The sequence below is a fragment of the Paraburkholderia pallida genome (assembly GCF_004524855.1).
GTDB classification, from domain to species: domain Bacteria; phylum Pseudomonadota; class Gammaproteobacteria; order Burkholderiales; family Burkholderiaceae; genus Paraburkholderia; species Paraburkholderia oxyphila.
Map to the genome: position 1 here is coordinate 1,422,449 of NZ_CP038150.1, position 26,720 is coordinate 1,449,168.

24 protein-coding genes are annotated in these 26,720 nt (G+C 62.8%); 14 read left to right on the forward strand and 10 right to left on the reverse strand.

What is annotated here, in order from left to right; genetic code table 11:
* Positions 1–371: 371 nt before the first annotated feature.
* Positions 372–1,394, reverse strand: coding sequence for an MBL fold metallo-hydrolase (locus E1956_RS32870; protein ID WP_134757939.1), 1,023 nt, complete (start codon positions 1,392–1,394; stop codon positions 372–374).
* Positions 1,395–1,729: 335 nt separating this feature from the next.
* On the opposite strand from E1956_RS32870, the gene E1956_RS32875 reads away from it, so the two are divergent.
* Positions 1,730–3,103, forward strand: a complete 1,374-nt coding sequence (locus E1956_RS32875) for an MFS transporter (protein WP_134757062.1) — start codon at positions 1,730–1,732, stop codon at positions 3,101–3,103.
* 286 nt (positions 3,104–3,389) lie between these two features.
* Positions 3,390–4,214, forward strand: a complete 825-nt coding sequence (locus E1956_RS32880) for an alpha/beta fold hydrolase (RefSeq protein ID WP_134757064.1) — start codon at positions 3,390–3,392, stop codon at positions 4,212–4,214.
* A gap of 126 nt (positions 4,215–4,340) precedes the next feature.
* Here E1956_RS32880 and E1956_RS32885 read toward each other — a convergent pair whose 3' ends face one another.
* On the reverse strand, positions 4,341–5,216 hold the full coding sequence (locus tag E1956_RS32885) for an alpha/beta fold hydrolase (RefSeq protein WP_134757066.1): 876 nt from the start codon (positions 5,214–5,216) through the stop codon (positions 4,341–4,343).
* A 297-nt stretch (positions 5,217–5,513) separates the two neighbouring features.
* Here E1956_RS32885 and E1956_RS32890 point away from each other — a divergent pair, with 297 nt between their 5' ends.
* Genes E1956_RS32890 through E1956_RS32905 form a run of 4 tightly spaced genes read left to right on the forward strand, consistent with a single transcriptional unit; the run spans position 5,514 to position 10,530 of the window.
* Positions 5,514–7,007, forward strand: coding sequence for an FAD-linked oxidase C-terminal domain-containing protein (locus tag E1956_RS32890; protein WP_134757068.1), 1,494 nt, complete (start codon positions 5,514–5,516; stop codon positions 7,005–7,007).
* Positions 7,008–7,019: 12 nt separating this feature from the next.
* The gene (locus tag E1956_RS32895; RefSeq protein WP_134757070.1) at positions 7,020–8,240 is read left to right on the forward strand and encodes an FAD-binding protein; all 1,221 of its coding nucleotides are present in this window, start codon (positions 7,020–7,022) and stop codon (positions 8,238–8,240) included.
* 1 nt (position 8,241) lies between these two features.
* Positions 8,242–9,633, forward strand: coding sequence for a glycolate oxidase subunit GlcF (gene glcF / locus E1956_RS32900; RefSeq protein ID WP_197732934.1), 1,392 nt, complete (start codon positions 8,242–8,244; stop codon positions 9,631–9,633).
* A gap of 30 nt (positions 9,634–9,663) precedes the next feature.
* Positions 9,664–10,530, forward strand: a complete 867-nt coding sequence (locus E1956_RS32905; RefSeq protein WP_134757074.1) for a fumarylacetoacetate hydrolase family protein — start codon at positions 9,664–9,666, stop codon at positions 10,528–10,530.
* Positions 10,531–10,715: 185 nt separating this feature from the next.
* Here the strand turns inward: E1956_RS32905 and E1956_RS32910 are convergent, their stop codons facing one another.
* Both E1956_RS32910 and E1956_RS32915 read right to left on the reverse strand, forming a co-directional pair.
* Entirely contained in the window at positions 10,716–11,249 is a 534-nt protein-coding gene (locus E1956_RS32910; protein WP_134757076.1) for a cytochrome b, read from the reverse strand.
* Positions 11,246–12,307 (reverse strand): catalase family peroxidase, encoded by a 1,062-nt coding sequence (locus E1956_RS32915; protein WP_134757079.1) that lies wholly within the window; start codon positions 12,305–12,307, stop codon positions 11,246–11,248. Before E1956_RS32915 ends, E1956_RS32910 begins: the two co-directional genes overlap by 4 nt.
* Positions 12,308–12,522: 215 nt before the next feature.
* Here E1956_RS32915 and E1956_RS32920 point away from each other — a divergent pair, with 215 nt between their 5' ends.
* The gene (locus tag E1956_RS32920; RefSeq protein WP_134757081.1) at positions 12,523–14,103 is read left to right on the forward strand and encodes an aldehyde dehydrogenase (NADP(+)); all 1,581 of its coding nucleotides are present in this window, start codon (positions 12,523–12,525) and stop codon (positions 14,101–14,103) included.
* Between the two features lie 82 nt (positions 14,104–14,185).
* Here E1956_RS32920 and E1956_RS32925 read toward each other — a convergent pair whose 3' ends face one another.
* From E1956_RS32925 to E1956_RS32955, 6 genes are all read right to left on the reverse strand, one after another.
* Entirely contained in the window at positions 14,186–14,533 is a 348-nt protein-coding gene (locus E1956_RS32925; protein WP_134757083.1) for a BON domain-containing protein, read from the reverse strand.
* 488 nt (positions 14,534–15,021) lie between these two features.
* Positions 15,022–16,035 (reverse strand): LysR family transcriptional regulator, encoded by a 1,014-nt coding sequence (locus tag E1956_RS32930; protein WP_134757085.1) that lies wholly within the window; start codon positions 16,033–16,035, stop codon positions 15,022–15,024.
* A 60-nt stretch (positions 16,036–16,095) separates the two neighbouring features.
* Positions 16,096–17,070 carry a porphobilinogen synthase gene (hemB, locus tag E1956_RS32935; RefSeq protein WP_134757087.1) on the reverse strand — a complete coding sequence of 325 codons (975 nt, stop codon included), beginning with the start codon at positions 17,068–17,070 and terminating at the stop codon, positions 16,096–16,098.
* A 113-nt stretch (positions 17,071–17,183) separates the two neighbouring features.
* Positions 17,184–18,128 carry a LysR family transcriptional regulator gene (locus tag E1956_RS32940; RefSeq protein ID WP_134757089.1) on the reverse strand — a complete coding sequence of 315 codons (945 nt, stop codon included), beginning with the start codon at positions 18,126–18,128 and terminating at the stop codon, positions 17,184–17,186.
* Between the two features lie 376 nt (positions 18,129–18,504).
* A complete protein-coding gene (locus tag E1956_RS32945) occupies positions 18,505–19,104 on the reverse strand; it encodes a GNAT family N-acetyltransferase (protein WP_167760190.1) in 600 nt (199 codons plus the stop codon).
* 335 nt (positions 19,105–19,439) lie between these two features.
* Positions 19,440–20,261 (reverse strand): helix-turn-helix transcriptional regulator, encoded by an 822-nt coding sequence (locus tag E1956_RS32955; RefSeq protein ID WP_167760191.1) that lies wholly within the window; start codon positions 20,259–20,261, stop codon positions 19,440–19,442.
* A 222-nt stretch (positions 20,262–20,483) separates the two neighbouring features.
* Between E1956_RS32955 and E1956_RS32960 the strand changes: the two genes are divergently transcribed.
* The 7 genes from E1956_RS32960 to E1956_RS32990 all read left to right on the forward strand — a co-directional run bounded on the left by E1956_RS32960 (position 20,484) and on the right by E1956_RS32990 (position 26,701).
* Complete coding sequence (locus tag E1956_RS32960) at positions 20,484–21,320, forward strand: helix-turn-helix transcriptional regulator (protein WP_134757095.1); 837 nt, start codon at positions 20,484–20,486, stop codon at positions 21,318–21,320.
* 136 nt (positions 21,321–21,456) lie between these two features.
* Positions 21,457–22,575: a porin gene (locus E1956_RS32965; protein WP_134757097.1), complete on the forward strand. Its 1,119-nt coding sequence runs from the start codon at positions 21,457–21,459 to the stop codon at positions 22,573–22,575.
* Between the two features lie 120 nt (positions 22,576–22,695).
* Positions 22,696–23,406, forward strand: a complete 711-nt coding sequence (locus tag E1956_RS32970; protein WP_134757099.1) for a glutathione S-transferase family protein — start codon at positions 22,696–22,698, stop codon at positions 23,404–23,406.
* A gap of 2 nt (positions 23,407–23,408) precedes the next feature.
* Positions 23,409–23,717 (forward strand): aromatic ring-opening dioxygenase subunit LigA, encoded by a 309-nt coding sequence (locus E1956_RS32975; RefSeq protein ID WP_134757101.1) that lies wholly within the window; start codon positions 23,409–23,411, stop codon positions 23,715–23,717.
* Positions 23,714–24,568 (forward strand): DODA-type extradiol aromatic ring-opening family dioxygenase, encoded by an 855-nt coding sequence (locus E1956_RS32980; RefSeq protein ID WP_134757103.1) that lies wholly within the window; start codon positions 23,714–23,716, stop codon positions 24,566–24,568. Before E1956_RS32975 ends, E1956_RS32980 begins: the two co-directional genes overlap by 4 nt.
* Positions 24,569–24,598: 30 nt before the next feature.
* Positions 24,599–25,645, forward strand: a complete 1,047-nt coding sequence (locus E1956_RS32985; protein ID WP_134757105.1) for an aromatic ring-hydroxylating dioxygenase subunit alpha — start codon at positions 24,599–24,601, stop codon at positions 25,643–25,645.
* A 99-nt stretch (positions 25,646–25,744) separates the two neighbouring features.
* Positions 25,745–26,701: a PDR/VanB family oxidoreductase gene (locus tag E1956_RS32990; protein ID WP_232071940.1), complete on the forward strand. Its 957-nt coding sequence runs from the start codon at positions 25,745–25,747 to the stop codon at positions 26,699–26,701.
* Positions 26,702–26,720 lie beyond the last annotated feature (19 nt).

The window sequence follows — 26,720 nt, forward strand, 5'->3', positions numbered from 1 at the left end:
CGGCGATGGCCGAATCGCCGAGCGGCTGCTCACGCAGGCCACGTCGCGTCAGTCTGACCAACGTCGAGCGGCAGGCATTGGGCTAGGGTCTGTTCACATTAGAAACAGGCTTGCGCTGGCCACCAGAAGGGCCGAGCGCGAGGATTGCGACGAAGCGAATACTCGATGTATTCGTGAGGAGCATGACGCGGCGATCGGCCCTTCTGGTGGCCAGCCCCTGGATGGAAATGGTAAAGATTGGGGAACGTACCTTGCCGGGCGCATTGCGGCGTCGCGCGTCGCTTGTTTGGCTCGGCCAAACGGCGCGCCGCCCTCCTTGCACTGCACCCGGCAAGGCACGTTCGCAAGCCTGTTTCTAATGTGAACAGACCCTAGGGCGCCGCGTGCTTCGCGGGATCGGCATCGTAGTTGAGCGGTATCCACCGGTAGCCACCCCCTTCCGGCCGCACATGTCCGAGGCCGGGAAACGCAATATGCGCCGCCGCGACGAGATAGTGCTGCTTTGCGGCGAGCGCCAGCATGTCATAGCGCGTTTGCTGCGCGGTGGCCTCGTTCCAGTCGTACTCGACGGTCACGGACGGATCGCGCAACTGGATCGACGCCACATGGATCACGTCGCCCCACACGAGCAGCGTCTGGTTCCCGCTTTGCACGACATAGGCCGTGTGCCCAGGGGTATGGCCAGGGGCCGCAAGGGCGTGAATGCCGGGCGCGAGTGTTGCGTCGCCGTCGAACGGCTGGAAGCGCCCGGTGGCGACGTAGGGCGCGACGGACTGCACCGCCGCGTCGAAGAACGAGCTCAGGAAGGCCGGCGCCGTGCTCTTGTTGCGCGAGTCGAGCCAATAGGTGGCGTCCTCGCGCGAGACGCGCACGACCGCGTTGGGAAAGGCTGCCTTGCCGTTGACGTTGACGCCGCCAACGTGGTCCTTGTGCATATGGGTGAGCAGCACCAGGTCGACCTGCTCCGGGCGATAGCCGGCCGCGCGAAGATTCGCGAGGAGGCGGCCGCAGCAGTCGCCGTACAGCACGCCCGCGCCCGTGTCGATCAAAATGAGCTGGTTGCCCGTATTGATGAGGTAGGCGTTGATCGATCCTTGCAAGGGCAGCGAGAGGTCGTCGCTGGCCAGGTCGCGATCGATCTCGTCGCGCGTCACGTGGGTCATCACCGTGTCGACGGGGAAGTCGTGCGTACCGTCGAGCAGGGCGGTGACTTCGTAAGAACCCAGCATCACGCGGTAGAAGCCGGGACCCTGCGTACGGATCTGCGGTGCGGCCGCGTGCGCCGACGAAACGTGCACGAGCAGCAGCGGCACTGCCGCCGCAAGGAAAATCGCACATGCCGCGAGCCTGCGCAGCGGCGTGAGTTGGCGCACAACGGGATGGCTGATCTGCATGGCGGACATGGGTCGGGGCATCGTTGAGGGAAGCGGGTCAGGCCAGGAGAACCGTGGCAAGCGTGCACTGATCATTTTGGCGTCCGTTGACGCCCGCACCTAGTGAAGCGTTCTTAAAGATTCTGTCGAACGCATTCCGCCACTTCAATTATTCGCAAATCCCGAATGGCGTAATCGCCTTCGGGCCGGTTGTGTCGAACGTCAGACAATCTCTAGAATCGCTACCCTAAGCGCAGACGCATCGCCGCGTCGTTATGGCGCGCCGTGCCCGAGCGATGCTCTACCGTTTCTTCGACAACAACCTGCTGGCTCGACCGGCGTACGGAGACATCCGCATGCATCCTTCCCGCGTGCTCGACATCCAGAAGTTCATCGACGCTCAGCGCCTTTCTCCCTGTCAATGGCTGATCTTTTGCCTCGGCTTTCTCGTGATGGTCGTGGACGGCTACGACACGGTCGCGATGGGTTTCATCGCGCCGTCGCTCGTACGCGAGTGGGGTATCGGTCGATCCGCGCTAGGGCCGGTGATGAGCGCAGCACTGGTGGGGGTCGCAATCGGCGCGCTCATGACGGGACCGGTCGCGGATCGTTTCGGGCGCAAGGCCATGCTTGTCCTGTCCGTAGCCTGGTTTGGCGCGTGGACCCTGGTGTCCGGGCATGCACAGACTATCGGCGAATTAACGGCGTTTCGCTTTCTGACCGGGCTAGGCCTGGGTGCCGCGATGCCGAACGCGGTGACCTTGATGTCGGAGTACGCTCCCGCGCGGGTGCGTAGCCTGGCGGTCAACGCCATGTTCTCGGGCTTTTCGTTCGGGCTGATGGCCGGCGGCGTGGCGGCGGCCTGGCTCATCCCGCATGTCGGCTGGCGCAGCGTGCTGGTCGTTGGCGGGGTCGTCCCGATCCTGCTCACGGTGCCTCTCGCGCTTCTGTTGCCGGAGTCGGTGCAGTTCCTGGCTGCACGTCCGGGTACGCACGCAAGGGTGGTCCGGATTCTCAAACGTATCGCACCGCAAGCGTCGATGGACGATGGCACGTCGTTCGACGCCGCTGCGCCGGGCGTGACCACACCGAAAAATGCCGCTCTGGGCCTCGTTCTCTCTGCCCGCTACCAACGGCCGACGCTGATGCTGTGGGTCGCGTACTTCATGGCGCTGCTCACGTGGTATCTCCTGGCCGGCTGGATGCCGATGCTGTTTCAGGACTCGGGCTTCGGCGTAAAGAACAGCGCGTTGATGGCTTCGCTGTTACCGCTCGGCGGCGTGCTCGGCAACCTGTGCGCCGGCTGGTTGATGGACCGCTGGACCGCTCAGCGCACCATCGTCGCTGCGTTCTTGCTGACGGGCGTACTCGTGCTCATCGCGGGGCGCTGCGCGGGCCATCCGGTGCTGTTGGGGGCACTGTTGTTCTGCTGCGGCATTGTCGTCACCGCACCTGTCACGTCAATGGCCGCCTACGCCGCCATGCTGTATCCCACCGAAGGCCGCGCCACGGGCGTAGCCTGGATGTTTGGCATCGGGCGCTTCGGCGGCGTCGCGAGTGCCTTCGTGGGCGCTGCCTTGCTGGGACTCGGCTGGCATATCGACGCGGTCTTCAGCCTGCTCGTCGTGCCATCGCTGGTCGCGGCGGGCGCGCTGTGTGCGATCAAACCCAATCGAGCCGATCGCACCGTAGGCGCAGAGACGACTCAGGAGACGGCCGGGCAACGCTGACCTCGCATTCCCGCGCGACCCTTATGGACTGCCATAGATTCCTTCCTCAGATTTCTTGCGGGAAATTGAATCTTTGAATCTCCTGTACAGGTCGGTGTTTATATATCTTCAGATTCGGAAAAGGAATTCGAGGCACATATCTTGTACTCTCGACTCACGCACCTTGCGCATGTCATGAGGTGAAGTCACCGGGTCATGCACTCTCGACTCCATGCTGCGTTGCTGGAAACCGGCGTGCTTTCGGGAAATGGATGAACCCTCTTCTTAAGTTAAAAAGGAGAAGTACATGAGCTTCCTCGAATCCCTGGACGGGACCCGCCTTTACTACAAAGATTGGGGCGCGGGTCGTCCCGTTGTCTTTATTCATGGCTGGCCGCTGAATGCCGACATGTGGGATGCCCAGATGCTGCATTTCGCGGAGAACGACTTCCGTGCAGTCGCATACGATCGCCGGGGATTTGGGCGTTCGGATCAACCCTGGGACGGCTACGACTACGACACGCTGGCGGACGACCTCAATGCCGTCATGACGCATCTGGATCTGGAAGACGCCGTGCTGGTGGGCTTCTCGATGGGCGGCGGCGAAGTTGTCCGCTACCTCTCGAAGTACGGCAGCCGTCGCGTGGCTGGCGCGGTGCTGATGGGCTCCGTTACGCCCGGGCTGATTAAAAACGGTGTGCCCCCGAGTGTCTTCGAGGGCATGCGTGCCGGCGTTCTCGGAGATCGACCGACCTTCCTCGAAAACTTCAATCGTCCCTTCGCAGGCGCGAACCGGGAGGGTTCGACCGTCACTGCGGCGACGCTCGGATGGCTCCAGACCATGGGTCTGCAGTGCAGCCTCAAGGCCATGGCCGAATGCGTCACCGCGTTTTCAGAAACGGACTTCGAAGAGGATCTGCGAAAGATGTCGGTTCCCGCACTGATCATTCATGGCGGCGACGATCAATCCGCGCCTTTGGAGCTGACTTCACGTCTCGCGGCGCAACGCATTGCGGGTTCAACGCTCGTGGTTTATGACGGTGCGCCGCATGCGCTCACGTTGACGCACGAAGAGCAGTTGAATCGCGACCTGTTGAAGTTCGCGCAGGCATTGCGCAATCGCGCCGTTTAGCGGCAAGACAGGGCAAGTGACTCAGGAGCCGGTGGCCGCCACGCCCGTTGATCGGGCGTGGTGGTCATCCCGGCCGGCTCGCTCGAAAAAGACCGTGGCGCAAGCAGCTACGGTCCCGTGCCGGCTTTAGCCCTTCCACCCTTTCAGGAAATCGAGCAGCAAAGCGTTGACGCGCTCGGGCTGCTCTTCTTGCGGAAGGTGTCCGCATTGCGCGATGGGTTCGGCGCGCAAATTGCTCGCCATGCCTTCCCAGACGGCCTTCATGTCGAACATTTCGCCGACCGCATAGAAGTTCTCGCCCCAGATGGCCATGGTCGGGCAGGCGATCTTCACTTCAGCGTCCACGAGATCCTGCTGCACGTCTTCGGCATTCGCCCGGTAGTCCGCCATCGCACCGCGAACGGCGCCAGGCCGCTGATAGGCCCTGACGTAGGTGTCGAATGCTTCGCCCGATATCGCGTGTGGGTTGTAGCACCAGTCGGTGAAGAAGTGCTGCAGCCATTGCGCCTCTCGTCCCTGAATCAGGACTTCCGGCAGGTCGGGCACGAGGTGAAAAAGAAAAAACCAGTACGCGCGCGCGGTTTGCGGATTCAGGTTTTGGGCCACCACCCGCGTGGGCACGTTGTCGAGGACGACGAGCCGGTCGAGGCGCGCGGCGTGATCCTTCGCGAAGCGCGTCGCCACGCGGGCGCCGCGATCGTGACCGACGAGTGCGATTTTATCGATGGCGAGATGGTCGAGCAGCGCGACGAGGTCTTGAGCCATGTTGCGCTTGTCGTATCCCGATGCGGGCTTGTCGGTTTCGCCGTAACCCCGCAAATCGGGTGCGATTACACGATACTGCTGCGCAAGCACCGGTATCTGATACCGCCACGCATAGTTCGTTTCCGGAAAGCCGTGAAGCAGAACGACGGCCGGGCCGGAGCCGGCGTCGAAATAGTGCTGGCGTATGCCGTTGGCTCGAACGGTATGACTGGTCGCCGACTCAACGATGGTGTTCATATGCGAGTCTCTTGATGGGTTTGAATTGCGTGGGAACAAGGCGCGGATCTGGCCCTGGGAGAAAGGCTGCGTTGACCATTAACAGTCCAAAGGAACCGTATCAAACCTGCATAGGGCATAGTGCTGTCGGTCGATGCCTCCGTCCAGTAAAGCGTTCTTAAAATTTCTGTTGAGCGGATTCACTACAATTCAGCCGTTGTTAATGCCAACGGGTGCCAACCGTGCCACGATGTATCAATGCCACGTCGGTATTGGAACGCACTCTGGATTGCTGGTACGAGCAACGGGAAACCGCACATGAAAATGCCTGCCGTCAATACGTCGCTCATTCAACGGCGCGAGTCGATCGCGTCCATGCTGCGCCAGATTGTTGGCCACGAATGGGTGCTCGATGACGAAGCCGAGCGGCGCCCTTACGAAAGCGATGGACTCGCGGTCTATCGCGCGCTGCCGCTGCTGGTCGTGTTGCCGCAAAGCACCGAAGAGGTCCGGCAGGTGCTGGCGTACTGCCACAGGTCGGGCATCAAGATCGTGCCGCGCGGTTCGGGCACGTCGCTATCGGGCGGCGCGTTGCCGATCGAGGACGGCATCGTGCTCGGCACGGCGCGCATGAACCGCATCGTCGAGATCGACGAGCACAATCGCGTCGCGCGGGTTCAGCCCGGCGTGCCGAATGTGCGCGTGACCGAGGCGGTCCGGCATCTGGGGCTCTGCTACATGCCCGATCCATCGAGCCAGGTCATCGCCACCGTAGGCGGCAACGTCGCGGAGAATTCCGGCGGCGTGCATTGCCTCAAATACGGCGTCACGGCCAATCATGTTGTGGGCGTCGAGGCCGTGCTCATTACCGGCGAGGTGGTGCGATTCGGCGGTGGCTTCGTCGGCGCGAACGACGGCGAGCTCGATCTCTTGGGAGTCCTGATCGGCTCGGAGGGGCTCCTCGCCATGATCACCGAGATCACGGTGCGCCTCACGCCGCTACCTCCTGTTGCGCGCGTGCTTTCAATGGGCTTTGCGAGCGTGGATGACGCGAGCCGCTGCGTCGGCGCGATCCTTGCCGACGGCATCATTCCCGCGGGACTCGAGTTCATGGACCGCAAGGTGGTGGACGCCGTGGCGTCGATGCTGGGCGAGCCGCACGCCGCGCAGGTCGACGCGCTGCTGCTCTGCGAGCTGGACGGCACGACAGTCGAGGTCGATATGCTCGTCAAGCGGGTCGAGGCGATCGCAGCGCGGTTCAATCCTGTCGAGGTGCGCGTGAGCGAGAGCGAAGCGGAGCGCGAAAGGCTATGGCGCAGCCGCAAGGTCGCATTCGGCGCGATGGGCAAGATCGCGCGGGACGTCTATGTGACGGACGGCACGATCCCGCGCGCGCAACTGCCGGAGATTCTGCGCCGCGTCGACGCGCTGTCCCGGCAATATGGGCTCCAATATGCGAACTGTTTTCACGCCGGGGACGGCAACCTGCACCCGATGGTGCTGTTCGATTCGGCGAACCCCGGCGAGCTCGAGAGGGCCGAGCAATTCGGCGCCGATATTCTCAAGGCCTGCGTCGACCTCGGCGGTGTGCTGACGGGCGAACACGGCGTCGGCGTGGAGAAGCGCGACTTGATGCCTTATCAGTTCGGGGAGTCGGATTTGGCCCAGCAGCAGCTGCTCAAATGCGTCTTCGACCCTGACGAACTGCTCAATCCAGGCAAGATGTTTCCCACGCCTTGCCGATGTGTGGAGACCGGGCGCCTGCGCATCAGCGGCGGTCACCTTCGCTTCCCCGATATTCCGCGTTTCTGAGGCGCTGCGATCATGTCGACTTCCATCGAAAGGAGCCCGCCGGCGATTGCGCTGCGTCCCGCCAATCCGGCCGAGCTGGCCGGGCTCATCGTCGATGCCAATCTGGCGGGTCATACGCTGGAGATTGTTGGCGGCGCAACGAAGCGCGGCCTGGGCGACCCGGTCAGCGCCGACGCCGTGCTCGATCTTTCCGCGCTTGCCGGCATCGTGTTCTACGAGCCGGAGGAGCTGGTCGTCAAGGTCCATGCGGGCACACGGCTCGCCGAGCTGCGGGAGACGCTGGCGGCACAGCGACAGCATCTGGCTTTCGAGCCGCCGGGCTATGCGGCTTTTTTCGGTGCGGAGCCGACGCTAGAGACCGTGGGCGGTGTTGTGGCCTGCAATCTCGCGGGGCCGCGCCGCGTGCTCGCCGGCTCCGCGCGCGATGCCGTGCTCGGCGTCGAAGGCGTCAACGGCCTGGGCGAGCCGTTCAAGGGGGGCGGGCGCACGGTCAAGAACGTCACCGGGTACGACATTCCACGGCTGATGACCGGCTCATTCGGCGTGCTGGCGGCGCTGACCTCGGTGACGCTGAAGGTCCATCCGATGCCGTCGTTCGAATCGACGGTCGTGGTCGAAGGGCTCGACGACGCGCAGGCGCTTTACCTTTCCAGCGAGCTTTTGCGCGCGCCACTGGAAGTGAGTGGGGCCGTGCATCTGGGTGGCGCGCGCGACACACCTTCGCACACGGCATTTCGTCTTGAAGGGTGGCGCGAGTCGGTCGCCGCGCGCCAGCAGGAGATCGTTCACCGCGTGGGCAGCAGCGCGGCGATGCGCGTGATCGTCGAGGACGAAAGCCGCGCGTTCTGGACAAGGCAACGCGATCTTGGCGACTTTGCCTCCGTTGCACAGACCTGCGTGTGGCGTCTCGCGCTGCCGTCCAACTACGCGGCGCAAGTCGTGGCGGGCCTCGGTGCCGAAGCGCTTTACGACTGGGGTGGCAGCCGTGTTTTCGTCGCGATGGCGGCCGATGCGGCGCGCGAGTGCGCCGCCGGTTTGCGGGAAGCGGCGCGCGACGTGGGCGGCACGGCAACCCTGCTGCGCGCGCCCGACGCCTTACGCCGCGAAACCGGCGCTTTCCAGCCGAAATCAGGGGGACTCGACGGGCTTGCCGAGCGGGTCCGCCATGCATTCGACCCGAACGGCGTGCTCAACCCAGGCAAGCTGGGCCGGGCCGCCAGTGGAGACACCTGAAGTGAGAACTGATCTCTCTCCGGAAGCGCTGGCTTCCCCGGACCTCGCGCTTTCCAACGACATCATCCGCACCTGCGTGCATTGCGGCATCTGTCTATCGCATTGTCCGACCTATCAGGTCCGTCACGACGAAAACGACAGCCCACGCGGGCGCATCGTGCTGATGCGCAACATGCTCGAGAAGGGCGGCACGCCCGACGAGATGACCGTAAAACATCTCGACCGCTGCCTGAGCTGTCTCGCGTGCGAGGCGATTTGCCCTTCGGGCGTCAAGTACTCGAAGCTGATCGGGCAGAGCCGGGAGCATATCGAGGCGCACTACCCGCGCCCCGCGGTGCAGCGGGGCATGCGTCATCTGCTGGCGAAGCTGGTCCCGAGTCCCGGGCTCTTTCGCATGGCGCTGATTGCGGGCCGTGCCGCGCGCCCGATGCGCAGCCTCTTTCCCGGCACGCTGCGCGCCATGCTCGATGCGCTTCCCGGTCATGCGGCGCGCCGCCCGAGTGCGGTGGACCGGCCGCAGGTCTTCCCGGCGCAAGGGCCGCGCCGCGCGCGCGTCAGCATGCTGAGCGGCTGTGTGCAGAAGGTGCTCGAACCCGGCATCAACGAAGCGACGATCCGGCTGCTGCAGCGCCACGGCGTGGAAGTGGTCGTCGCGCGCGGCGCCGGCTGCTGCGGCGCGCTTTCGGATCACATGGGCATGGCCGAGCAGGCGCAGCCGATGATGAAGGCGAATATCGAGGCCTGGCTGCGCGAAGCCGGGGCGGGCGATTCGATCGATGCGATCATCATCAACGCGTCGGGATGCGGCACGGCAGTCAAGGCCTATGGCCATGCGCTGCGCCACGATCCGGCATGGGCGGAGCGGGCCGCGCGCGTGAGCGCGCTGGCGAAGGACGTGACCGAGTTCATGACGGATATCGGCCTGAATGCCGATCTCGTGCGTCCCGAGCGCACGGCCTCGATGCGCGTCGTCTATCACGCGCCGTGTTCGATGCAGCACGGCCAGCATATCGTGCACCAGCCCCTGGATCTGTTGCGCAAGGCGGGCTTCGAGGTCGCCGAGCCGCCCGACAGTTTCATGTGCTGTGGTTCGGCGGGCATCTATAACCTGCTTCAGCCCGAGATTGCCGGCGAGCTGAAGCGGCGCAAGGCATGGTCCATTCGTTCGGTCGACGCCGCCGTTGCCGCCACCGGCAACATCGGCTGCATGACCCAACTGGCCGACGCCGTGGGGATTCCTTTCGTTCATACCGTCGAATTGCTCGACTGGGCGACGGGCGGCCCGGAGCCGCAAGCCTTGCGCGGCTCGAAGCCGCCGGGCAGCGCCCAGCTCGAAAAGGCCGTGTCCGAAAGTGCGTCCGGACCGGTAGCGGGCAGCAATCCAACGATCTGAAGTCCTAACATTCATGCTGAGGAGAATGTCATGCGTTTTGCCGCATTTGAACTGAATGGACGCCGCGGCCTCGCGGTCGAGCGCAACGCCCACTGGACCGGCCTGTTTGCCGACGAGGAGGGCTACCCAGGGAATCTCGATCGGCTGATCGCAGACGGGGCCAATCTCGAAGCCGTCGCGAAAACGGTGGAGCAAGGGCATCCGGTCGATATCGCGAAGGTCCGCGTGCTCGCGCCGTTGTCGCGGCCCGGGAAGATCGTTTGCGTCGGGTTGAACTACCGCGATCATTCGGCTGAAGCCGGCTTCGAAGAGCCCGACTATCCGACGGTCTTTGCGCGCTTCGCCACCAGCCTGACGGGCCCCTACGATGCGATCGCCGTGCCGCCCGAGTCGTCGCAGCTCGACTACGAAGGCGAACTGGTCGCGGTCATCGGCAAGGGGGGGCGGCATATTCCCGTCGAATCCGCGCTGGACCACGTCGCCGGATACAGCGTTTTCAATGACGCCACGCTGCGCGATTTCCAGTTCCGCACGCCGCAATGGACGATGGGCAAAAACTTCGACGGCACCGGCGCGCTCGGACCGTATTTCGTGCCTTCCGTGGCGCTGCCGCCGGGCTGCAAGGGCCTCAGGCTGCAAACGCGCCTGAACGGCGAGATCGTGCAGGACGCCGACACCGCCGACATGGTGTTCGACGTGGCGACGCTGGTCTCGCTGCTGAGCGTGACCTTCACGCTGGAAGCTGGCGACGTGATCGTCACGGGCACGCCCGCGGGCGTCGGCATGGCGCACAAGCCGCCGCTGTGGATGAAGCCCGGCGACGTGTGTGAGGTGGAAATCGAAAAGATCGGCATCCTGCGCAATCCGGTCGTTGGCGGCAGCACGAACGCACGCTGACATCTTCGCGATGGCGTGGCCGGTTTGGCTTTTCTGACCGAGCCCATGCCATGGACATCCACCTTTTGACGAGCGCCATTCTTTCGGATCGACGGCGATCCGCAAGAATGGCTGCCGTCACTTTCGCAGTCGAACGTTTCCAGATACCTGCCGGATGGGATGGTTAGATATCCGTAGCAAACGGCTTAGCGCCACGACGCCATCGTCCGGAATACGCCGTCGCGCCTGACCAGCGCGTGAAGCAAGGCCGCCGCGATATGGAGGACGATCAACGCGAAGAGGCTGAATGCGAGGAAGCGGTGTGCGTTCCACAAAAGCGAATGCAGTGCGTTGCTATGCGGCAGGATCGACGGTAGCCGCACGCCGCACAGCACGACGGGGTAGTCGGCAGCCGACAACATGCCCCAGCCGATCAGCGGGAGCGCGATCATCAGGAAATAGAGCACGACGTGTGATAGATGCGCGGCCAGCTTCATCGCTTCAGGCATCTGCGCCGGCAGGGGCGGGGTGCCGCGCAGCAGCCTGAGCATCAGGCGAAGCAGGGCGAGCGCGAGGATCGCGACCCCGAGCGCTTTGTGAATCGACACTAGCCGAAGATAGTCGGGTCCAATGGTCGACACCATTCCAACGCCGATGAACAGCATCGCCAGGATGCCGGCCGCCATGAGCCAGTGCAAGGTACGCTGGAGCGGCGTGAAGCGACTGGACTTTGCACTCATGGTTCGGCTCCTTTTTCCGCTGCGTGTGGGTAGTACCGGTCTTCTGCCGCCCTTCGATTGAACGACACCGAGTAGGCGGCCGAGCGTGCCGACGGGAATGGATCGTCGGAGACGCTGATGCCGGAGGGCAGTACGGTGGGGTCGAAATTGATGTCGCGGCACGGCCCGCCTGGCTCGGGTTCGATGGCTTTGACCACCAGCGTGCCGGCGTTCACGGTGTATCGATCGTCCGGCCAGGGTTTGCTCGGGTCCGCAGTGGGGTCGCCTGAATTCGCGACCGTGACGATCATCGTCCAGCGTTGTGGTGCGGCGCGCACGCGCTCGGTAATGTCAGTCTCGAGGAAATCGGGCGCCCGTTTTCTGATTGCTTCGGCGCTTAGCGTTTCTGCCGGAACGGTCGGCAGAAAAGACCAGCGCACCGTGCGAGCGCGTCCCGCAGCGTTGGTGAAGACAAAGCTGTTGAGACTGTTGTAGCGATCCTCGGAGAAGGACGCGCTGTACGGCGCGTGAGACGCCCACGCGACGTAGTTGGCGAACTCGGGGTGAGCGGCGGCAAACGCTTTCATCGCGTCCGGGTCGTCCTTGCGCGCAGCCGCGCTCAGCAATTCGTAGAGAGCGTTTGGCGTCGACACGGCGAAGAAGGGCGCGTTGATCATCGCGGAGCGCCATTCGCTTCCACCCGGTGTGACAACGCGAATGCTGAACCCCCGCACGCGAACAGCCGGGTCGGGCGTATGCGGGTCAGGCGTAGACAGGTTGAATCGACCGGTGACCTGCCAGGAGCCGGCCGCGAACATCGGCGCTTTTGTGAGCGCCGCTGCGTTGCCGTTGGACTCGAAGCGGCCCGTGAAGCAGATGCCTTTTGCGTGATTGCGCCGGAAGCCCGGTATTGCGCCGCCGGGAGGCGCCATTTTGTCGACGAGCCTGGCGGGCGTGAGCCGTTCGGAAGAAAGCCAGCCGGCAGTGCCCGCGAACGCCACGATGAGTGCGAGCACGACGACGGCAATCAATATGAGAGAGCGGACGGGGTTAGTCGCACTGTCTGGGCGGTCTGTCATCGGCCCCTCCTGTAGCTGGCATTCGTCATGCGGCCAATCTAGCAGCAGTCGTGGAATCTTGCCGGTTGGCTGCTGATGGTGCGCCTGCTTCGATCCGTGCTCTTAGTTCTGAGAACAAATATTCACGCTCGCTTCAAGACTTTTCAGGCTTAACCGGGGCAGGCTGTCTGGTATTCGCTCGTGAATGCGTTATCCAATCAATCAGGAGAAGTCTCATGAAGATCACTGGCGAAATGCCGGTTGGGAAGCGTTCGCGCTTCGGCGGTGCCGGTACGTTCAAGGCGTTCGATCCGCGTCGCGGCGCGGAAATCGAGCCGCCGTTCGGCATCGCGTCGCACCAGGACGTGGACGATGCATGCAAGCTAGCGCTGCAAGCCTTCGAGTCGTATCGCGAGACATCGCCGGCCTCGCGTAGTGCCTTCCTCTCATGTGCAGCCGACAATCTCCTGGCGCTGGGCGACGTGCTCTACGAACGCGCAGCCAGCGAAACGGGACTGTCTGTCGAGCGCATCAAGGGCGAGACCGCACGCACGGCCGGTCAGCTGAGACTGTTTGCGGAGGTGGTGCGCCGTGGACACTGGCGCCATGCCACCATCGACTCGGGCGACGTCGATCGCCTGCCGCTTCCGAAGGCCGACCTGCGCATGCAGAAGGTGCCGCTCGGTCCGGTTGCCGTCTTCGGGGCGAGCAACTTTCCGATCCTCTATTCGGTTGCGGGCGGCGACACGGCATCGGCGCTCGCGGCCGGTTGTCCGGTTGTCGTCAAGGCTCACGGGTCACACCCGGGGACCTCGGAACTGATCGGCAAAGCGATACAGGCGGCGGTAGCGCAATGCTGCCTGCACGAAGGGGTATTTTCCATGTTGATCGCGGCGGGCAACGCGGTTGGCGAGGCGTTGGTCGATCATCCGGCCATCCGGGCGGTTGCGTTCACCGGTTCTGAAAGCGGCGGCATGACACTGGTGCGCCGCGGCGCGGCGCGTCCAGTGCCCATCCCTGTGTTCGCCGAAATGACCAGTGCGAATCCGAACTTCGTACTGCCACACGCGCTGCGCAAGCGGGCGCATGATTTCGCGGCGATTTTTGTCGAGCGCATGACGGCCGGTGTCGGCCAGATGTGCCTGAAGCCGGGACTGATCGTGGCGATCGAAGGAGAAGGATACGGCGCGCTGCGCGACGCATTGGGGGAGGCACTAAGCGGCGTTGCGGCGGAACCGATGTTGAGTCCGGGTATCCACGACCATTATTGCAGCGAGGCCGAGCGCAGCCGCGTGGCCCCTTCGAGCACGTCGATTGCGAAAGGACGTGCACCGCAAGCACGCTTTGAAGGGCAATCGGAAATTTTCGAGCTCGCCGCGGCGGAAGTGCTCGCCACGCCCTCACTCGCGGGCGAGATGTTCGGACCGGCTGCCATGCTCGTGCGCTGCCGGGATGCCGAGCAGATGCTGGCGGTCGCTGCGAGCCTGCGGGGGCAACTCACTGTCGCATTGCATCTGGAACCGGAAGACATGGACCTGGCGAAGCGATTGCTGCCCGTCGTCGAAGACAAGACGAATCGCATCCTCGCGAATAAATTCTCGAACATGGTGGAGATTGGCTACGCCACCGTGCACGGCGGACCTTTCCCCGCGACGTCCGACCCGCGTTTCACGTCGGTGGGCGCGACGGCAATCGACCGCTTCCTGAAGCCCATCTGCTACGAGAATCTGCCGGAGGCACTGCTGCCGCCTGCCTTGCGTGACGACAATCCGCTCTCGCTATGGCGTGTGCGGGACGGAGAACTCGAACTGCGCTAAGCGGATCGGGGGCCATTCTTGCGGCCCCCGATCCGCGCAGACGGACCCGACACTGCGCGGTGCAGCATCGGGTCGTGCCTGCTTAGTTGCCCGCTTCCTTGACGCTCAGGGCATTCGCTACCGATTTCACACGCGGTACGCCTTGTGCGGTGTCTTGCGCGAGCTGGATCTGCGAAGCGTCGGGGACCGTCCCATCGAGTGTGACCGCACCATTCCTGGCGACGACGACAATGTTGGCCGCGTCCAGGCCCTTGGTCCTGCTCAGTGCCTTGTGGACGGCATTTTCCGTTTGCCAGTTCTGCTTGTGCAGCGCCTTCTTCGTCGCGGCCGTGGCCGGCGGGGTCGCGTCACTGGCCTGTTGTGCATAGACCGGTGCGGCGAGAAGCACGGTGGTCGCGATGATTGCGCTGAAATACTTGATGATCTGCATGATGCTCTCCAGAAGAAATCGGTTCGATGTGAGTGGATGGAAAAAGCATGGGCTCGCTGACGTGATCTCTTTTTTTTTGCGGTAATGCTAAGGAGGGCAGCGCATGAGGCGCAACTTAATCGATCTAAAAATCGCCTGAGGACAATCGCGGCTTTGATTGGCGCAAAGCGCCTTTTTGAAGGGCTTTCGAAGGTCTTGCCGGCCTATAAGAACGATTCAGGTCTGGCCCAAGACCTGACGGGATCGAGGCGCTATGATCGGACATCGACTCCACTAATGAATTAGCGGGTGGACTCGGAAAGCGTCTCCTTTCTCGGTCACGCCGGACCGTCCTCCCCGGTGTGACCGATTTTTTTCGCGCTATGCGAATACCGCCTCGCGTGCGCGAGGGCAGGGGTACGCGCCGCGGCGCTCATCCCCTTCCAGACTGTCGCCCTGGCGAACAGCTCGCCTGCCGCATGGAACGCGGCGTCCGAGCTGGCAGCTTGCTATTTCCGCTTCGCGGGGCGCTTGCGGGCGGTCCCGGCCACTCGCTTCGGCGGCGAAGCCGGCGGCGCGGTTGCATCGCCGGTAAAGGTTTCGACGATTTCCATCGCATTGGCTAGCGCCGGCGAGAGCGTTGCGCGCAGATGCTCGAGCAGCGTACGGACCTTCGCATCGAGATAACGCCGCGAAGGGTAGACGGCGAACACGGTGAACGGCCGCAGATGATACTGAGGCAACACCCGCACCAGCGCACCCGAGGCGAGGTCGTCGGCCACCGTGTACGTCGGCAGCGTGCCGATCCCGACGCCTGCAAACAGTGCTGCGCGCAGTGCATCCGGCGTATTGACGCGGAACGGCGTGCGCGTGATGGTCCACAGGTGCGTGTCGTCTGCGCTCTGCAGATGCCATTCGTCGGCTGCGGAGACGGGGCTTTCGAGTTGCAGCAACGCGTGATCGGCGAGATCGGTCAGCTTGCGTGGAAGGCCGTGGCGTGCGATGTAGTCCGCCGAGGACACCAGTACCGAGTACGCAGCGCCCAACGCCTGGGAGATGTATGCGGAGTCGGGTAGTTGCGTCGCCGAGACAACCGAGAGATCGTAGCCTTCCTCCACGAGACCCGGCATGCTCTGCTCGATCTTGAGCTCGACCGAGACAGCAGGGAAGCTTGCCTGATAGCTTGCCAGCGCGGTCGCCACTTCGCTGTAGGCGAGTCCTGGAGAGGAATGCACGCGGATGCGCCCCACGGGCGATTCGGTGGCGTTGCGTGCTTCGTCGGTGGCACTGTCGATGTCGGCGAGAATGACCTTGGCCCGTTCGTAAAACCGCGTGCCCACATCGGTCACCGACAGGTGACGCGTCGTGCGGTGCAGGACCAGGGCCTGCAACTCCTCTTCGAGCGAGGTCACCGCACGCGAAACCTGACCGGGCGTGCAGTCGCTTTCATTCGCGACAGCGGTGAACGAGCCCGCTTCGACCACGCGGACGAAGGTACGGAGATTGTTGAGGAAGTCGGCCATGGTGTTTGCGGCCCCCTCGCCGCCCGGTAGATGCCTGTCGGTTAGCCAGTCCCGGACACGCTAGATTCCCTGCAGCGCGAGGTCCAGAGCGAAGTACGTGAAAATCAGGTCTGCGCCGGCACGCTTGATGGCGCCGATGCTCTCACGCACCACATTATGCTCGTCGATCGCACCAGCCTTCGAGGCAAATTTGATCATTGCATATTCGCCGCTGACCTGGTAGGCCGTGAGCGGAAGATCGGAAGCGTTGCGAATGTCGCGGATCAGGTCGAGATACATGCCGGCTGGCTTGACCATCAGTGCGTCCGCGCCCTCGGCTTCGTCGAGCAACGATTCGCGCAACGCTTCGCGGCGGTTCATCGGGTCGACTTGATACGCTTTGCGGTCGCCCTGCAGCGAGGATCCCCCCGCTTCGCGGAACGGGCCGTACAACGACGAAGCCAGCTTGGTCGAATACGACAGGATGGCGGTCTCGTGCAGTCCCTCGGCATCGAGGGCCTGGCGTATCGCGGCGACCTGACCGTCCGTAGCGGAAGACGGCGCGATGAAGTCGGCGCCGGCGCGCGCGGCCTGAACGGATTGTTTGCCCAGGTTGACGAGCGTGGCGTCATTGTCGATCGCGTGATGATGCAGTACGCCGCAATGACCGTGATCCGTGTACTCGCAGAAGCAGGTATCGGACATCACGATCATCTCGGGCACCGCCTCCTTTGCCGCGCGTATCATGCGGCTGACCAAGCCGTTCTCCTGCCAGGTATCGCTGCCCACGGCATCCTTGTGATGCGATACGCCGAAGGTCATGATCGCTTTGATTCCGGCTTTGGCGTAGCGCTCGATTTCGTACGGAAGTCGCTTTTCCGCGATGCGCATGACGCCGGGCATGCTCGAAATCTCCACATTTTCGTCGATCCCTTCATCGACGAAAATGGGCAGCACGAGATCGTCGATACCGAACGAGGTTTCTCTGAATATCGAGCGGGTAGCCGGAGTGCGTCGGAGACGCTTCAGTCTGATAGTCGGGATGGGGTTGGGCACTTGGGGTTCCAGCGTGGATGATGGGATCCCGCGCGATTCTATTTCTTTGCTGGGCGCCGTTATAGAGAGCGAATCGCAAAACAGACTTCCTGTGTGTCCCGGAATGCCCTGATCTACCTGACGGCGGCCATGTCAATGCAAAGCTCTCTCGCGTATGAATCGAGTTGACACCCTACGTGCATTTTCAGCGCATCCACAAAGCACTTGATTTTCGCATCCACGAACAGGCGGGACGAATACACGGCATAGACATTGCGCTGATGGGTGTGATATTGGGGCAGGACCCGCACAAGCGTGCCTTTGCGCAGATCGTCGATCGCGGAGAAGGCCGCTAGCAGCCCAATACCCGCGCCGTCGCGCAATGCGACGGCCATGGCGTCCATGTCGTTCACGATGAAATGCGCGCCCGCGTGCTGATACTCGACGCTACCCGAGGAACATACGAGGTGCCATTCGTCCGGAGCATAGTCCACTGTACTGAGCAGCACACAGGTATGACTGGCGAGATCTTCGGGCCGTTCGGGCGCCGGGTGCTGCGCCAGATAGGCGGGCGAAGCGACCAGCACGCAATGGCTGGCGCCGATCATCTGGCTCACATAGGCCGAATCGGGCAGCGTGCGGGCGATCACCACGGCAATATCCAGTTGCTCTTCGAGCAGATTGGGCATGCGCTGCGAGAGCATTAGCTCGACGCTGACGTCGGGATAGGCGTCGCGATAGGCAAGTATCGCGCGCGTCACCAGGCTGCGCCCGACGCCGGGCACGGCATGGACGCGAAGCTTTCCGCGCGGCTCGAGCAGTGCGTCGCGTGCCTCGGCTTCGGCTCGCTCGATGTCGGCGAGAATCGAGATGCTGCGATCATAGAAGCGGCGCCCCGCATCGGTCACGAGGAGGCGCCGCGTGGAGCGATGCAGCAGGCGGGCATTGAGCGCATCTTCGAGGATCGATACGGCCCGCGAGACATTGCCGATCGTGGTGTCGAGATGATTGGCGACGGCGGTGAAGCTGCCCATCTCGACGACCTTGGCAAACACCTGCATGTTGTAGAACTTGTCCATTAGCTCGATCTCAGATCATCCCTTCGTTCGTCGTTCAATCGGCACGGACGACGTACCACATGATGACGATTTTCCCTCCGGCGGAAAGAGTCATTCTCTGGCGCGCATCTAAAAGCGCGGGGCCTTCGAGGCTAGACTTTATTTCGTATCCGAACCGGACCATTCTTTACCCATTCTAGCGACGCAATTCCGGGGTATCCGACTCCACAGAACTATTCACATCGTTTCAGAATAGACGACGAAAGAACGGGTGACCGATGCCTTGGCGCGCGGCGCGAAGGCGCTCGCAGGGGGAGACGCTGGATTGAGGGCGAAGGCTATTTATTCGAGCTGGCGTCAGGCCGCGCGTTTTTTTTATTTCTGGAGCGGTGCTGCTTCAGGCGACATGGCGAGCGAGTATCCAGTACGGCCGGCCGGTAATCTCTTCAAAGCACTGCCGCTCTTCCACGAAGCCAAGCCGATGGTAGAACGGCAGGCTCAACCGGTTGAAGGTCTCCAGGAAGCAGGTGGCGCCCTGTTGATCGGCACGGTTCAACGTCAATTCGAGCAGATCGTGGGCGAGTCGCCGCCCCCTTGCGGCAGGCCGCACACCTAAAATCGACAAATACCAGGCGTTGGCTAGACGAGCGGGAACGCGTGCCGCCATCGCATCGCAGATGCAGGTGTAGTTTGCATAGCCGTTGGCCCCGAGCAGTGCCGCGAGAGCTTGATTCCTCGCGGCGCCTTGCAATGCGACCTCGGTGTCGCTGGCCTGGCCGGTTATCCAGATGGCTGCGCCGTCTGTCCCGGCATACTGAACCTCGCCAATAACGTTCCCTTCCGCGATCGCCAGCTCGAAGTATCGGGCGAGCACTCGTTGCCGCCGTACCTCGTCGAGCGCCGATTCGATCGTGACCGCTCTATAGAATGGGTCGTCAATGAAGGCCTGCGCAAGGACGACGCAAACGGATGCAGAGTCCGCTGGGTCGCGCGACATCGGGTGGGGCGAAGCAGATGGACACATGATTCAGGAACAGGTCGAGTTCGCGAGCGAAAGCGTTAAGGTACTTGACGCCGGCGCAAACGGCTAGTTTCTCTGAGCAGTCGTTTTCACCACAACCGTCTTCAACCTTCCTTCGCGGATGACTTCCGCCGTTCGCGCTGCGCCAGCACTGGCATTCCCGCTTCAACACCGATCCGGCCAATGTATGGCTGCGCCATCTCATCAAAGAGACGTTCGAGCACTACCCGGATTTCCCGGTGCACGAATGAGCGCCGGCGGCCCCGGCGCAGGGGTGCCTTTCCCCGATGATTAGGTGATCTGGCGGACCGCTATTGCAGACCGGTCCCAGGCAGCACGAGCGCGAACAGCTGCTTGTGATCTCGCACGGACAGTTTCGCGTACGCATTCTTGCGATGCTCGGCAACGCTCGTCGGCGCAATGCCCAGCTCGCGCGCAATTTCCTTGGCCGTGAGGCCTTGCACGATCCTGCAACAGACCTCGAACTCGCGTTTGCTGAGCCTCGGACCCAGGCGGGCGAGGCGCTCCGCCACCGTCGCGGCCTCGATCCGTGCGCTTGAGGGCGGGGAGCCGATCGCGCGGATGAGCTGCAAGTGCTTGCAGGCGGCCGTGGTCAGCACCGGCGCGATGGCCATCAAGCGCGAATACTCCCAATGGTCAAAGCACCCCTGGGATGCGTCCCGGTATAGATTCACGGCGATCCAGTGGCCGTCGTCGAACGAGCGCGACAGCGATACGCGATCGACGATGCCGGTCGTCTCGTAGCACGAGGCGCGGTACTCGGCGTCCTCGACCTCTTCGGCACGCTGCCGCTGGACGTACACAAGACCATCCCATTGGCGCGCCGAAGCGCCAATTCGGCAGACGGGATCGGCTTGATATTGTCCGCCGATATACCGTGACGACACCTTGATCACCAGGTCACGAGCGATCAGGCTTTCGGTCCCTATCAGTTGCGGCGGGGAATGTCTCGAGAACGACAGCAAACCGACGTGCGCATATTTGACGACCTCCGCCACCGATTCGCGCAACCGCTCCACGTAGAGCGCATCGCCAATCTGCTCGATCAGTTGAACGGACAGCAGGGTAGCGGGGGACGGGTCCTGACGAACGTCGATGGTACGAATTTCCATGTCCCCTCCCAGGGCAGCCCGGTTGCACGACCGCATTATGCGCCGGATCAGCGGCCCCCGGGTTACGCCGCCGCGCTACGGGTTTCCCCAAATGCCTCCTGCCGAGGGAGGGGGTGGGCCGATGCCTGCCTCCGGCCATGAGGGGGTGTTGCGGGCTGTTTTGCAGCGATAGCCTGTAGTCACCAAAAAGTGCCCCCGAGGGCCGATCTGGAGACAATCCCCATGTGGAATCACCCTGCCGGCTCTCCCGAAAGCGGCGCCCGGCTCCCGGCCGGAGCGATCGAGCGCTTGACCCGCGCGCTTGGCTCGCCCCGATTCGGCCAGCAGATGCTCGATGCGCTGGGCGCGTTTTCCCGTGTCGATCACTGCTCGGTGTTCATCCGGTCGGTGCAGGGCGCGCTACGGACGCTCGCAACGGCCAGCCGGGTGCAGCAGCGCAACGGTGCGCGAGCCGCACTTCGGTACATGAGCGAGATGCATTGTTATGACGTATCCGCAAGCATCGGCGCTGCCGGTCAGGGCCGCGCGATTGTCGCCGAACGCGATAACGGTACGGTGCGCGTGACTTACCGAACGCGCGATCAAATCGTCAACGCAGCCTATCGCCTGGCCTGTTACGAGCAGGTCGGCATCGAAGATCGCTTGTCGATCATGCGCAATCACCAGAACGGAACCGCGACCGTCATCAACTGCTATCGCGATACGAATACGGGACGCTTTTCCGCGGCCGACATCGAGACGATAGCGGATGTGGCATCGCTGTTCCTGGCGTTTGCCGATGTCCACGCGCGACTCTCCATTCCCCGATCCACGTCGGCTTCGGATTGGAAGGAATCGCTCGATGCAATCAGCGTCACCGAGCTGTCGGCACGCGAGCGAGACGTATGCGCGAGTCTGCTAAGCGGCATCACGCTCGCGGACACGGCGCGCAAATTCAATCTCAGCCTCAACACGGTCGTGACTTATAGCCGCCGGGCGCACGCCAAGCTGGGTGTCAGCTCGACGCGTGAGTTGCACACGCTGCTGATCGACGCCGGCACGCAGGCCACACTCGACTGACCGGGCGGATTCCCCTGCGAATCCGCTCGTCCCGATCACACCCGTGCAGCTTTCCCGAAAGCGGTCCGCACACGCAGGGTAACGCGCGTGCGCCGGTTGCCGCCGGACTCCTCAAACGTCAGAGACAAAGGATGGCATGAAACTCAAATTAGTCGGACTACTGATCATCATCCCGGCGGCAAGCCATGCCCAGAGCAGTGTCACGCTCTACGGCCTGGTTTCGGCGGGCATCGAAGTCGTCAACAATACGGGCGGCAGCCACGCGGTAGAGATGCTCGGCGGTGCGCTGCAGCCGAGCAGATTGGGTTTTCGCATTCGCGAAGACCTCGGTGGCGGCAATGCCGTGGTCGCGGTTCTGGAAAACGGCTTTGACAATGTCACCGGGAGCCTGGGGCAGGGTGGAAGGCTGTTCGGCAGGCAGTCGTGGATCGGCATTGAAAGCGCCCGATGGGGGACGCTCAGTGCGGGCCGGCAGTATGACGCAATGTGGGACAACTTCACGTCGACGACGACGGCGGTCGGCAATATCGGCTTGCTCGATCATCCCGGTGACGCGGACAACCTGGTCGGAACCTGGCGATACAGCAATGCGCTGAAATATCGGTCGCCCAGCATCGGAGGCTTCAGCACCGAGGCGATGTACGCAGCAAGCAATGCAGCCGGGGAGTTCTCGTTCAATCGCGCCTTCAGTTTCGGCCTCAGTTACCAGCAAGCACGCTGGCGGCTTGCGGCGGCCTATGTCCAGCTCGATCATCCTGGAACGGCGAACGAGAACGGTGCGGTGTCCAACGACTACGGCGGCGCACCATTCCTGCTGTTTCGCAACAGTCCATTGAATGCGAACGTGGGCGTACGCCAACAGCGGAATTACGGCGTGGGTGCGTACTATGACGTGTCGTCGAAGTTGCGCTGGTCATTGCTCGTCGACCAGGCCCGCTATAGCTATCTCGACAGCACGGGCTTCACGCTCACCAACTACGATACGGCGCTCGTTTACCGGATCACGCCGGCGATAGACGCGACCGCCGCCTACATATACTCGCGCGGAAGCTACAGCGGCATCGTGGAAACCGATCACTGGAACACGGCATCCATCGCGCTGGGTTACCACCTCTCCAAACAGACCGACGTGCGCATTATTGAAGCCTTCCAGAAGGGCTCCGGACAGCGCGCGGCGGCGAGCTTGTACCTGAACGCGCCCTCCACGTCATCCACGCAGAACGTGGTGATGGTCGGCATTCGCCACCTTTTCTGAAGCACACCGAAGTTATCGTCCGCCATCAAGAGGCACTTGTCACCAACAGCAGGTGACATGGGTTGACGTTCAAACCGATAACCTTCAAACGTCGTCAGCACAAACAGAATCGGAGACTCCATGAACGAACCGGAAACGCGGGCCACGCCGCCGGCGCTCACCCTCTATTACAGCCCGAAGGCCTGCTCGCTGGCTTCTCACATCGCGCTCGAAGCGTCCGGCCTGGCCTACCGCGCCGTATCGGTCGACATACGCGCGGGACAGAACAGGCAGGCCGCATATCTGAAGATCCATCCCGGTGGCATTGTTCCCGCGCTCGAGGCGGGGGGCGAGGTCATTACCGAATCGCAAGCCATCCTGACCTATGTGGCGGACCTGGCGCCGGAAAGCGAGCTGATTCCGCGTCCCGGCACGCGGGCCAGAGCGAGGGCGCACGAATGGATGAACTGGATTTCCAGTACGTTGCATGTTCGCTACCGCTCGATTTTCCGTCCGCAGACCTACGCGGGCGAAAGTGCGGCTGCTGCCGACGCCGTGCGCGAGCATGCACGCCTGAAACTCGCCGATGCGCTGATCGAAATCGAAGCGCGGCTCGGCCAGCAGCCCTACGCGCTGGATACGCAATTCTCGGTTGTCGATGCCTATCTGTTCGTGTTCTATCTGTGGAGTCACGACGAGCGTATCGCCACCGAGCTGCCGCAACGGCCCCGCTACCAGGCTCTCGCCGCGCGTCTGTTCGAACGGCCGGCGGTGCGCACGGTGCTGGCGCGCGAGCGAGCGGTGCGCGCGTACGACCTTCCGCCTGAATTTTCGATTGCGATTCCGGAGTGAACATGAGCCTCTACGCGTTGCAGAAGGCGATCTATATCCTGAATCGCGATCCTGCGGTCATGAAGCGATATCTGAGCGACCCGGCCGAGTTTTCCGGGCACTACGCGCTGACCGACGAGGAGTCGCGCGCGTTGCGATCGACCGACATTGGCCTCCTTTACGTTCTAGGCGTAAACGGGCAGTTGCTGATGCATTACGCGGCGGCCTGCGGCTACGAATGGAATGCCTATATCGAAGCGATGAAGGAGGGCATCACCCATTACGGTCCGGTGCGAGCGGGTCTGTATGCCACGATTGGAGAGCCGCGATGAGTCTCGTATTCCTGGGCGTTTGCAGCCATGGCCCCGGCATCACCGCACGCAGCGAGCGCGCCGATCCACAACAGTATCAACGCGCGATGGAGGCTTACGGCCGCATGCGCGACGCCCTGCATGCGGCAAAGCCCGACGCGCTCGTGGTGATCGCAGCGGAACACTTCGCCAACTTCTTCATGAACAACATGCCGTCGTTCGCGATGGGCATGTCCGATGGCTACGAAGGTCCGATCGAAGATCCCGAATGGCTCAGGATCGCGCGCCGGCGCGTGCCCGGCAGCGCGGCGATCTCGCGCAAGCTGATCGATGGCGTGATGCAGCAGGCCGACATTGCTTATTGCGAGGAATGGAAGTTCGACCACGGAATCATGGTGCCCTTGCACCATCTCACGCCCGCGTACGACCTGCCGGTCATCCCCGTCAACATCAACTGCCAGTGTCCGCCGATGACGCCCTTGCATCGGGCCTACGCATTTGGCCAAGCGCTGCGCGAGGCCATCGACCGGATGCCGGAGCGCATCGCGGTGGTCGGCACGGGAGGGATTTCGCATTGGCCGTGCACGCCCGATTCGGGAACCATCAACGTCGCCTGGGACCAGGCGTTCCTCGCGCGCTGGTGCGAGAACGATCCGCGCACGCTGCTCGACTATACCGACGAGCAAACGTATCGCGACGGCGGGCAGGGCGGCTATGAGATTCGCACGTTCATCGCGGCGGCGGGCGCGGGCCATGGCGCCCGTGGCGAGGTCTGGTGCTATGAGCCGATTCCGGTTTTTGCCTGCGGCGTGACCGTGGGCGTGATGGATGTTCAGCCCGTTTTGCGCAAACCAGAAGGCGTCGTCGGGTGACGACCGATTCATGCATAAAGGAGATCAAGCATGTTCATGAAGAATTGTTGGTACGTTGCGGCGTGGAGTCACGAGCTTATCGACGACAAGCTGCTCGGCCGTACGTTGCTCAACCAGAAGGTGCTGCTGTACCGCGGCGTGGACGGACAGGTCTGCGCCATCGAGGACCGCTGCTGCCATCGCGGGGCGCTGTTGTCCAAGGGGCGTCTCGAAGGCAACTGCGTGCGCTGCATGTATCACGGGCTTTTGTTCGACGCTAGCGGCGCCTGCGTGGAAATTCCGGGCCAGGAAACCGTGCCGCCGGACCTCAAGGTGAAGACGTACAAGGTCGTGGACACGGGACGACTCGTCTGGATCTGGATGGGCGAGCAAGCGCTCGCCGACGAGTCGAAGATTCCGCCGTTCCCGTATCTGCACGACCCCGAATGGCATGGCTATCCCGACTACCTGCATTACCAGTCCAACTACCAGCTGATCGCGGACAACCTCGCCGACATCAATCACATCGCCTACGTGCACACCAACACGCTCGGCGGATCGGAGCGATACGTGCTCGAGCAGAAGGCCAGCCCGCTCGAACGGCTCGACGATGGATTCCGGCTGACGAAGTGGCACATGAACAGCGATCTTCCGCCGTTCGTGCGCAAGATCGAGAAGAAGATGGGCAAGGTGGACCGCTGGAATACCGTCGAGATGAAAGTGCCGGCGTTCTTTATTCTCGAGTCGGGCTTTTCGCCGGCCGGCACGGGGATCCGGGAAGGCAACAAGGCGGGCAGTCTCGAGTTTCACAACTTTCAGGCGATGACGCCCGAGACGGAAGATACGACGCACTTCTTCTGGGTGTATATGCACAACCAGAAGACCGACGTCGAGCTCATTTCCCATTCGCTCCACGACAGCATTCTCGAAGGCTTTCACGAGGACAAGGACATCATCGAGGCGCAGCAGCAGGTGCTGAAGGACGATCCTGAATTCCGGCTGCGCGCGATTGCGTCGGATGCGCCGCTGTCCCATCTGCGCTGGCTCGTTGCGCAAAAGATCAAGGAGGAGAACGAACGGGTCGCCGTGCAGGTTTGATACGCACGCTTGAAACGCATTGGCGCTTTCATGTCGGCTGCCTGTACGCGCTAAACGCGCCGCAGGCGCCGCCAGACAATTTTTCCGAAGAGGTATGGCGTGGCAGAAGTGCTCAAAGTCGTCGTAACCCGACGCACTGAGGAAGCGGCAGGGATAGTCGGACTGGAATTGCGCGCAGCCGACGGCGAGCGCTTGCCGCCGTTCGCGCCCGGCGCTCATATCGACGTCATGCTTCCAAACGGTCTCGTGCGCCAGTACTCGCTGGTCAATGACTGCGAGGAACGCGACCGGTATGAGATTGCGGTCTCCAACGTGGCGAACGGCCGTGGTGGATCCGCGTGCGTGCATTCCACCCTGGTCGTGGGCACCGCGCTGGAGATAGGCATGCCGCGCAATAATTTTCCGCTCAGGAGCGAGCACGCGCGTTTCTTCTTCATTGCTGGAGGCATTGGCATTACGCCCATTCTCTCGATGATCCGGTACTGCAATCGCCACGGGCTGAACTGGAATCTGCTCTATCTGGCGCGCAGCCGCGCTCATGCCGCGTTTCTGGAGGAATTGAGCGAGTACGGTGCGGATCGCGTGCGCATTCACTTCGACGCCGAGGCCGGCTGCAACTTCGACATCGGTAGCTGCAGTGGCCTGATTCCAGCGGGCGTGCCGATCTACTGCTGCGGACCGGCGCCGTTGATGCAGGCTGTCGTGGACTTTTCGTCCCGCCATCCTGAGAACCCTGTCTTCCTCGAATGGTTCGCTCCAGCGCCGGAGAACGCCGACCAGCCGCCAGCGGAAGGATTCGAAGTCGTGCTCAAGCGCAGCGGGAAGGCGTTTTACGTCGAAGAGGATCGATCGATTCTCGAAGTGCTCGAGAGCCACGGCTATAACATCCCGTGCTCCTGCCGTGAAGGCATGTGCAGGACGTGCGAAACTGGCGTGGTGGACGGCGTTCCCGACCACCGGGATTATGTGCTTTCGAAGGCGGAGCGCGAAGAAGGACGCACGATGATGATCTGCGTGTCGCGCGCGCGAAATTCAACGCTGGTACTCGACATCTGAGGGCTTGCCTGGGGCATTC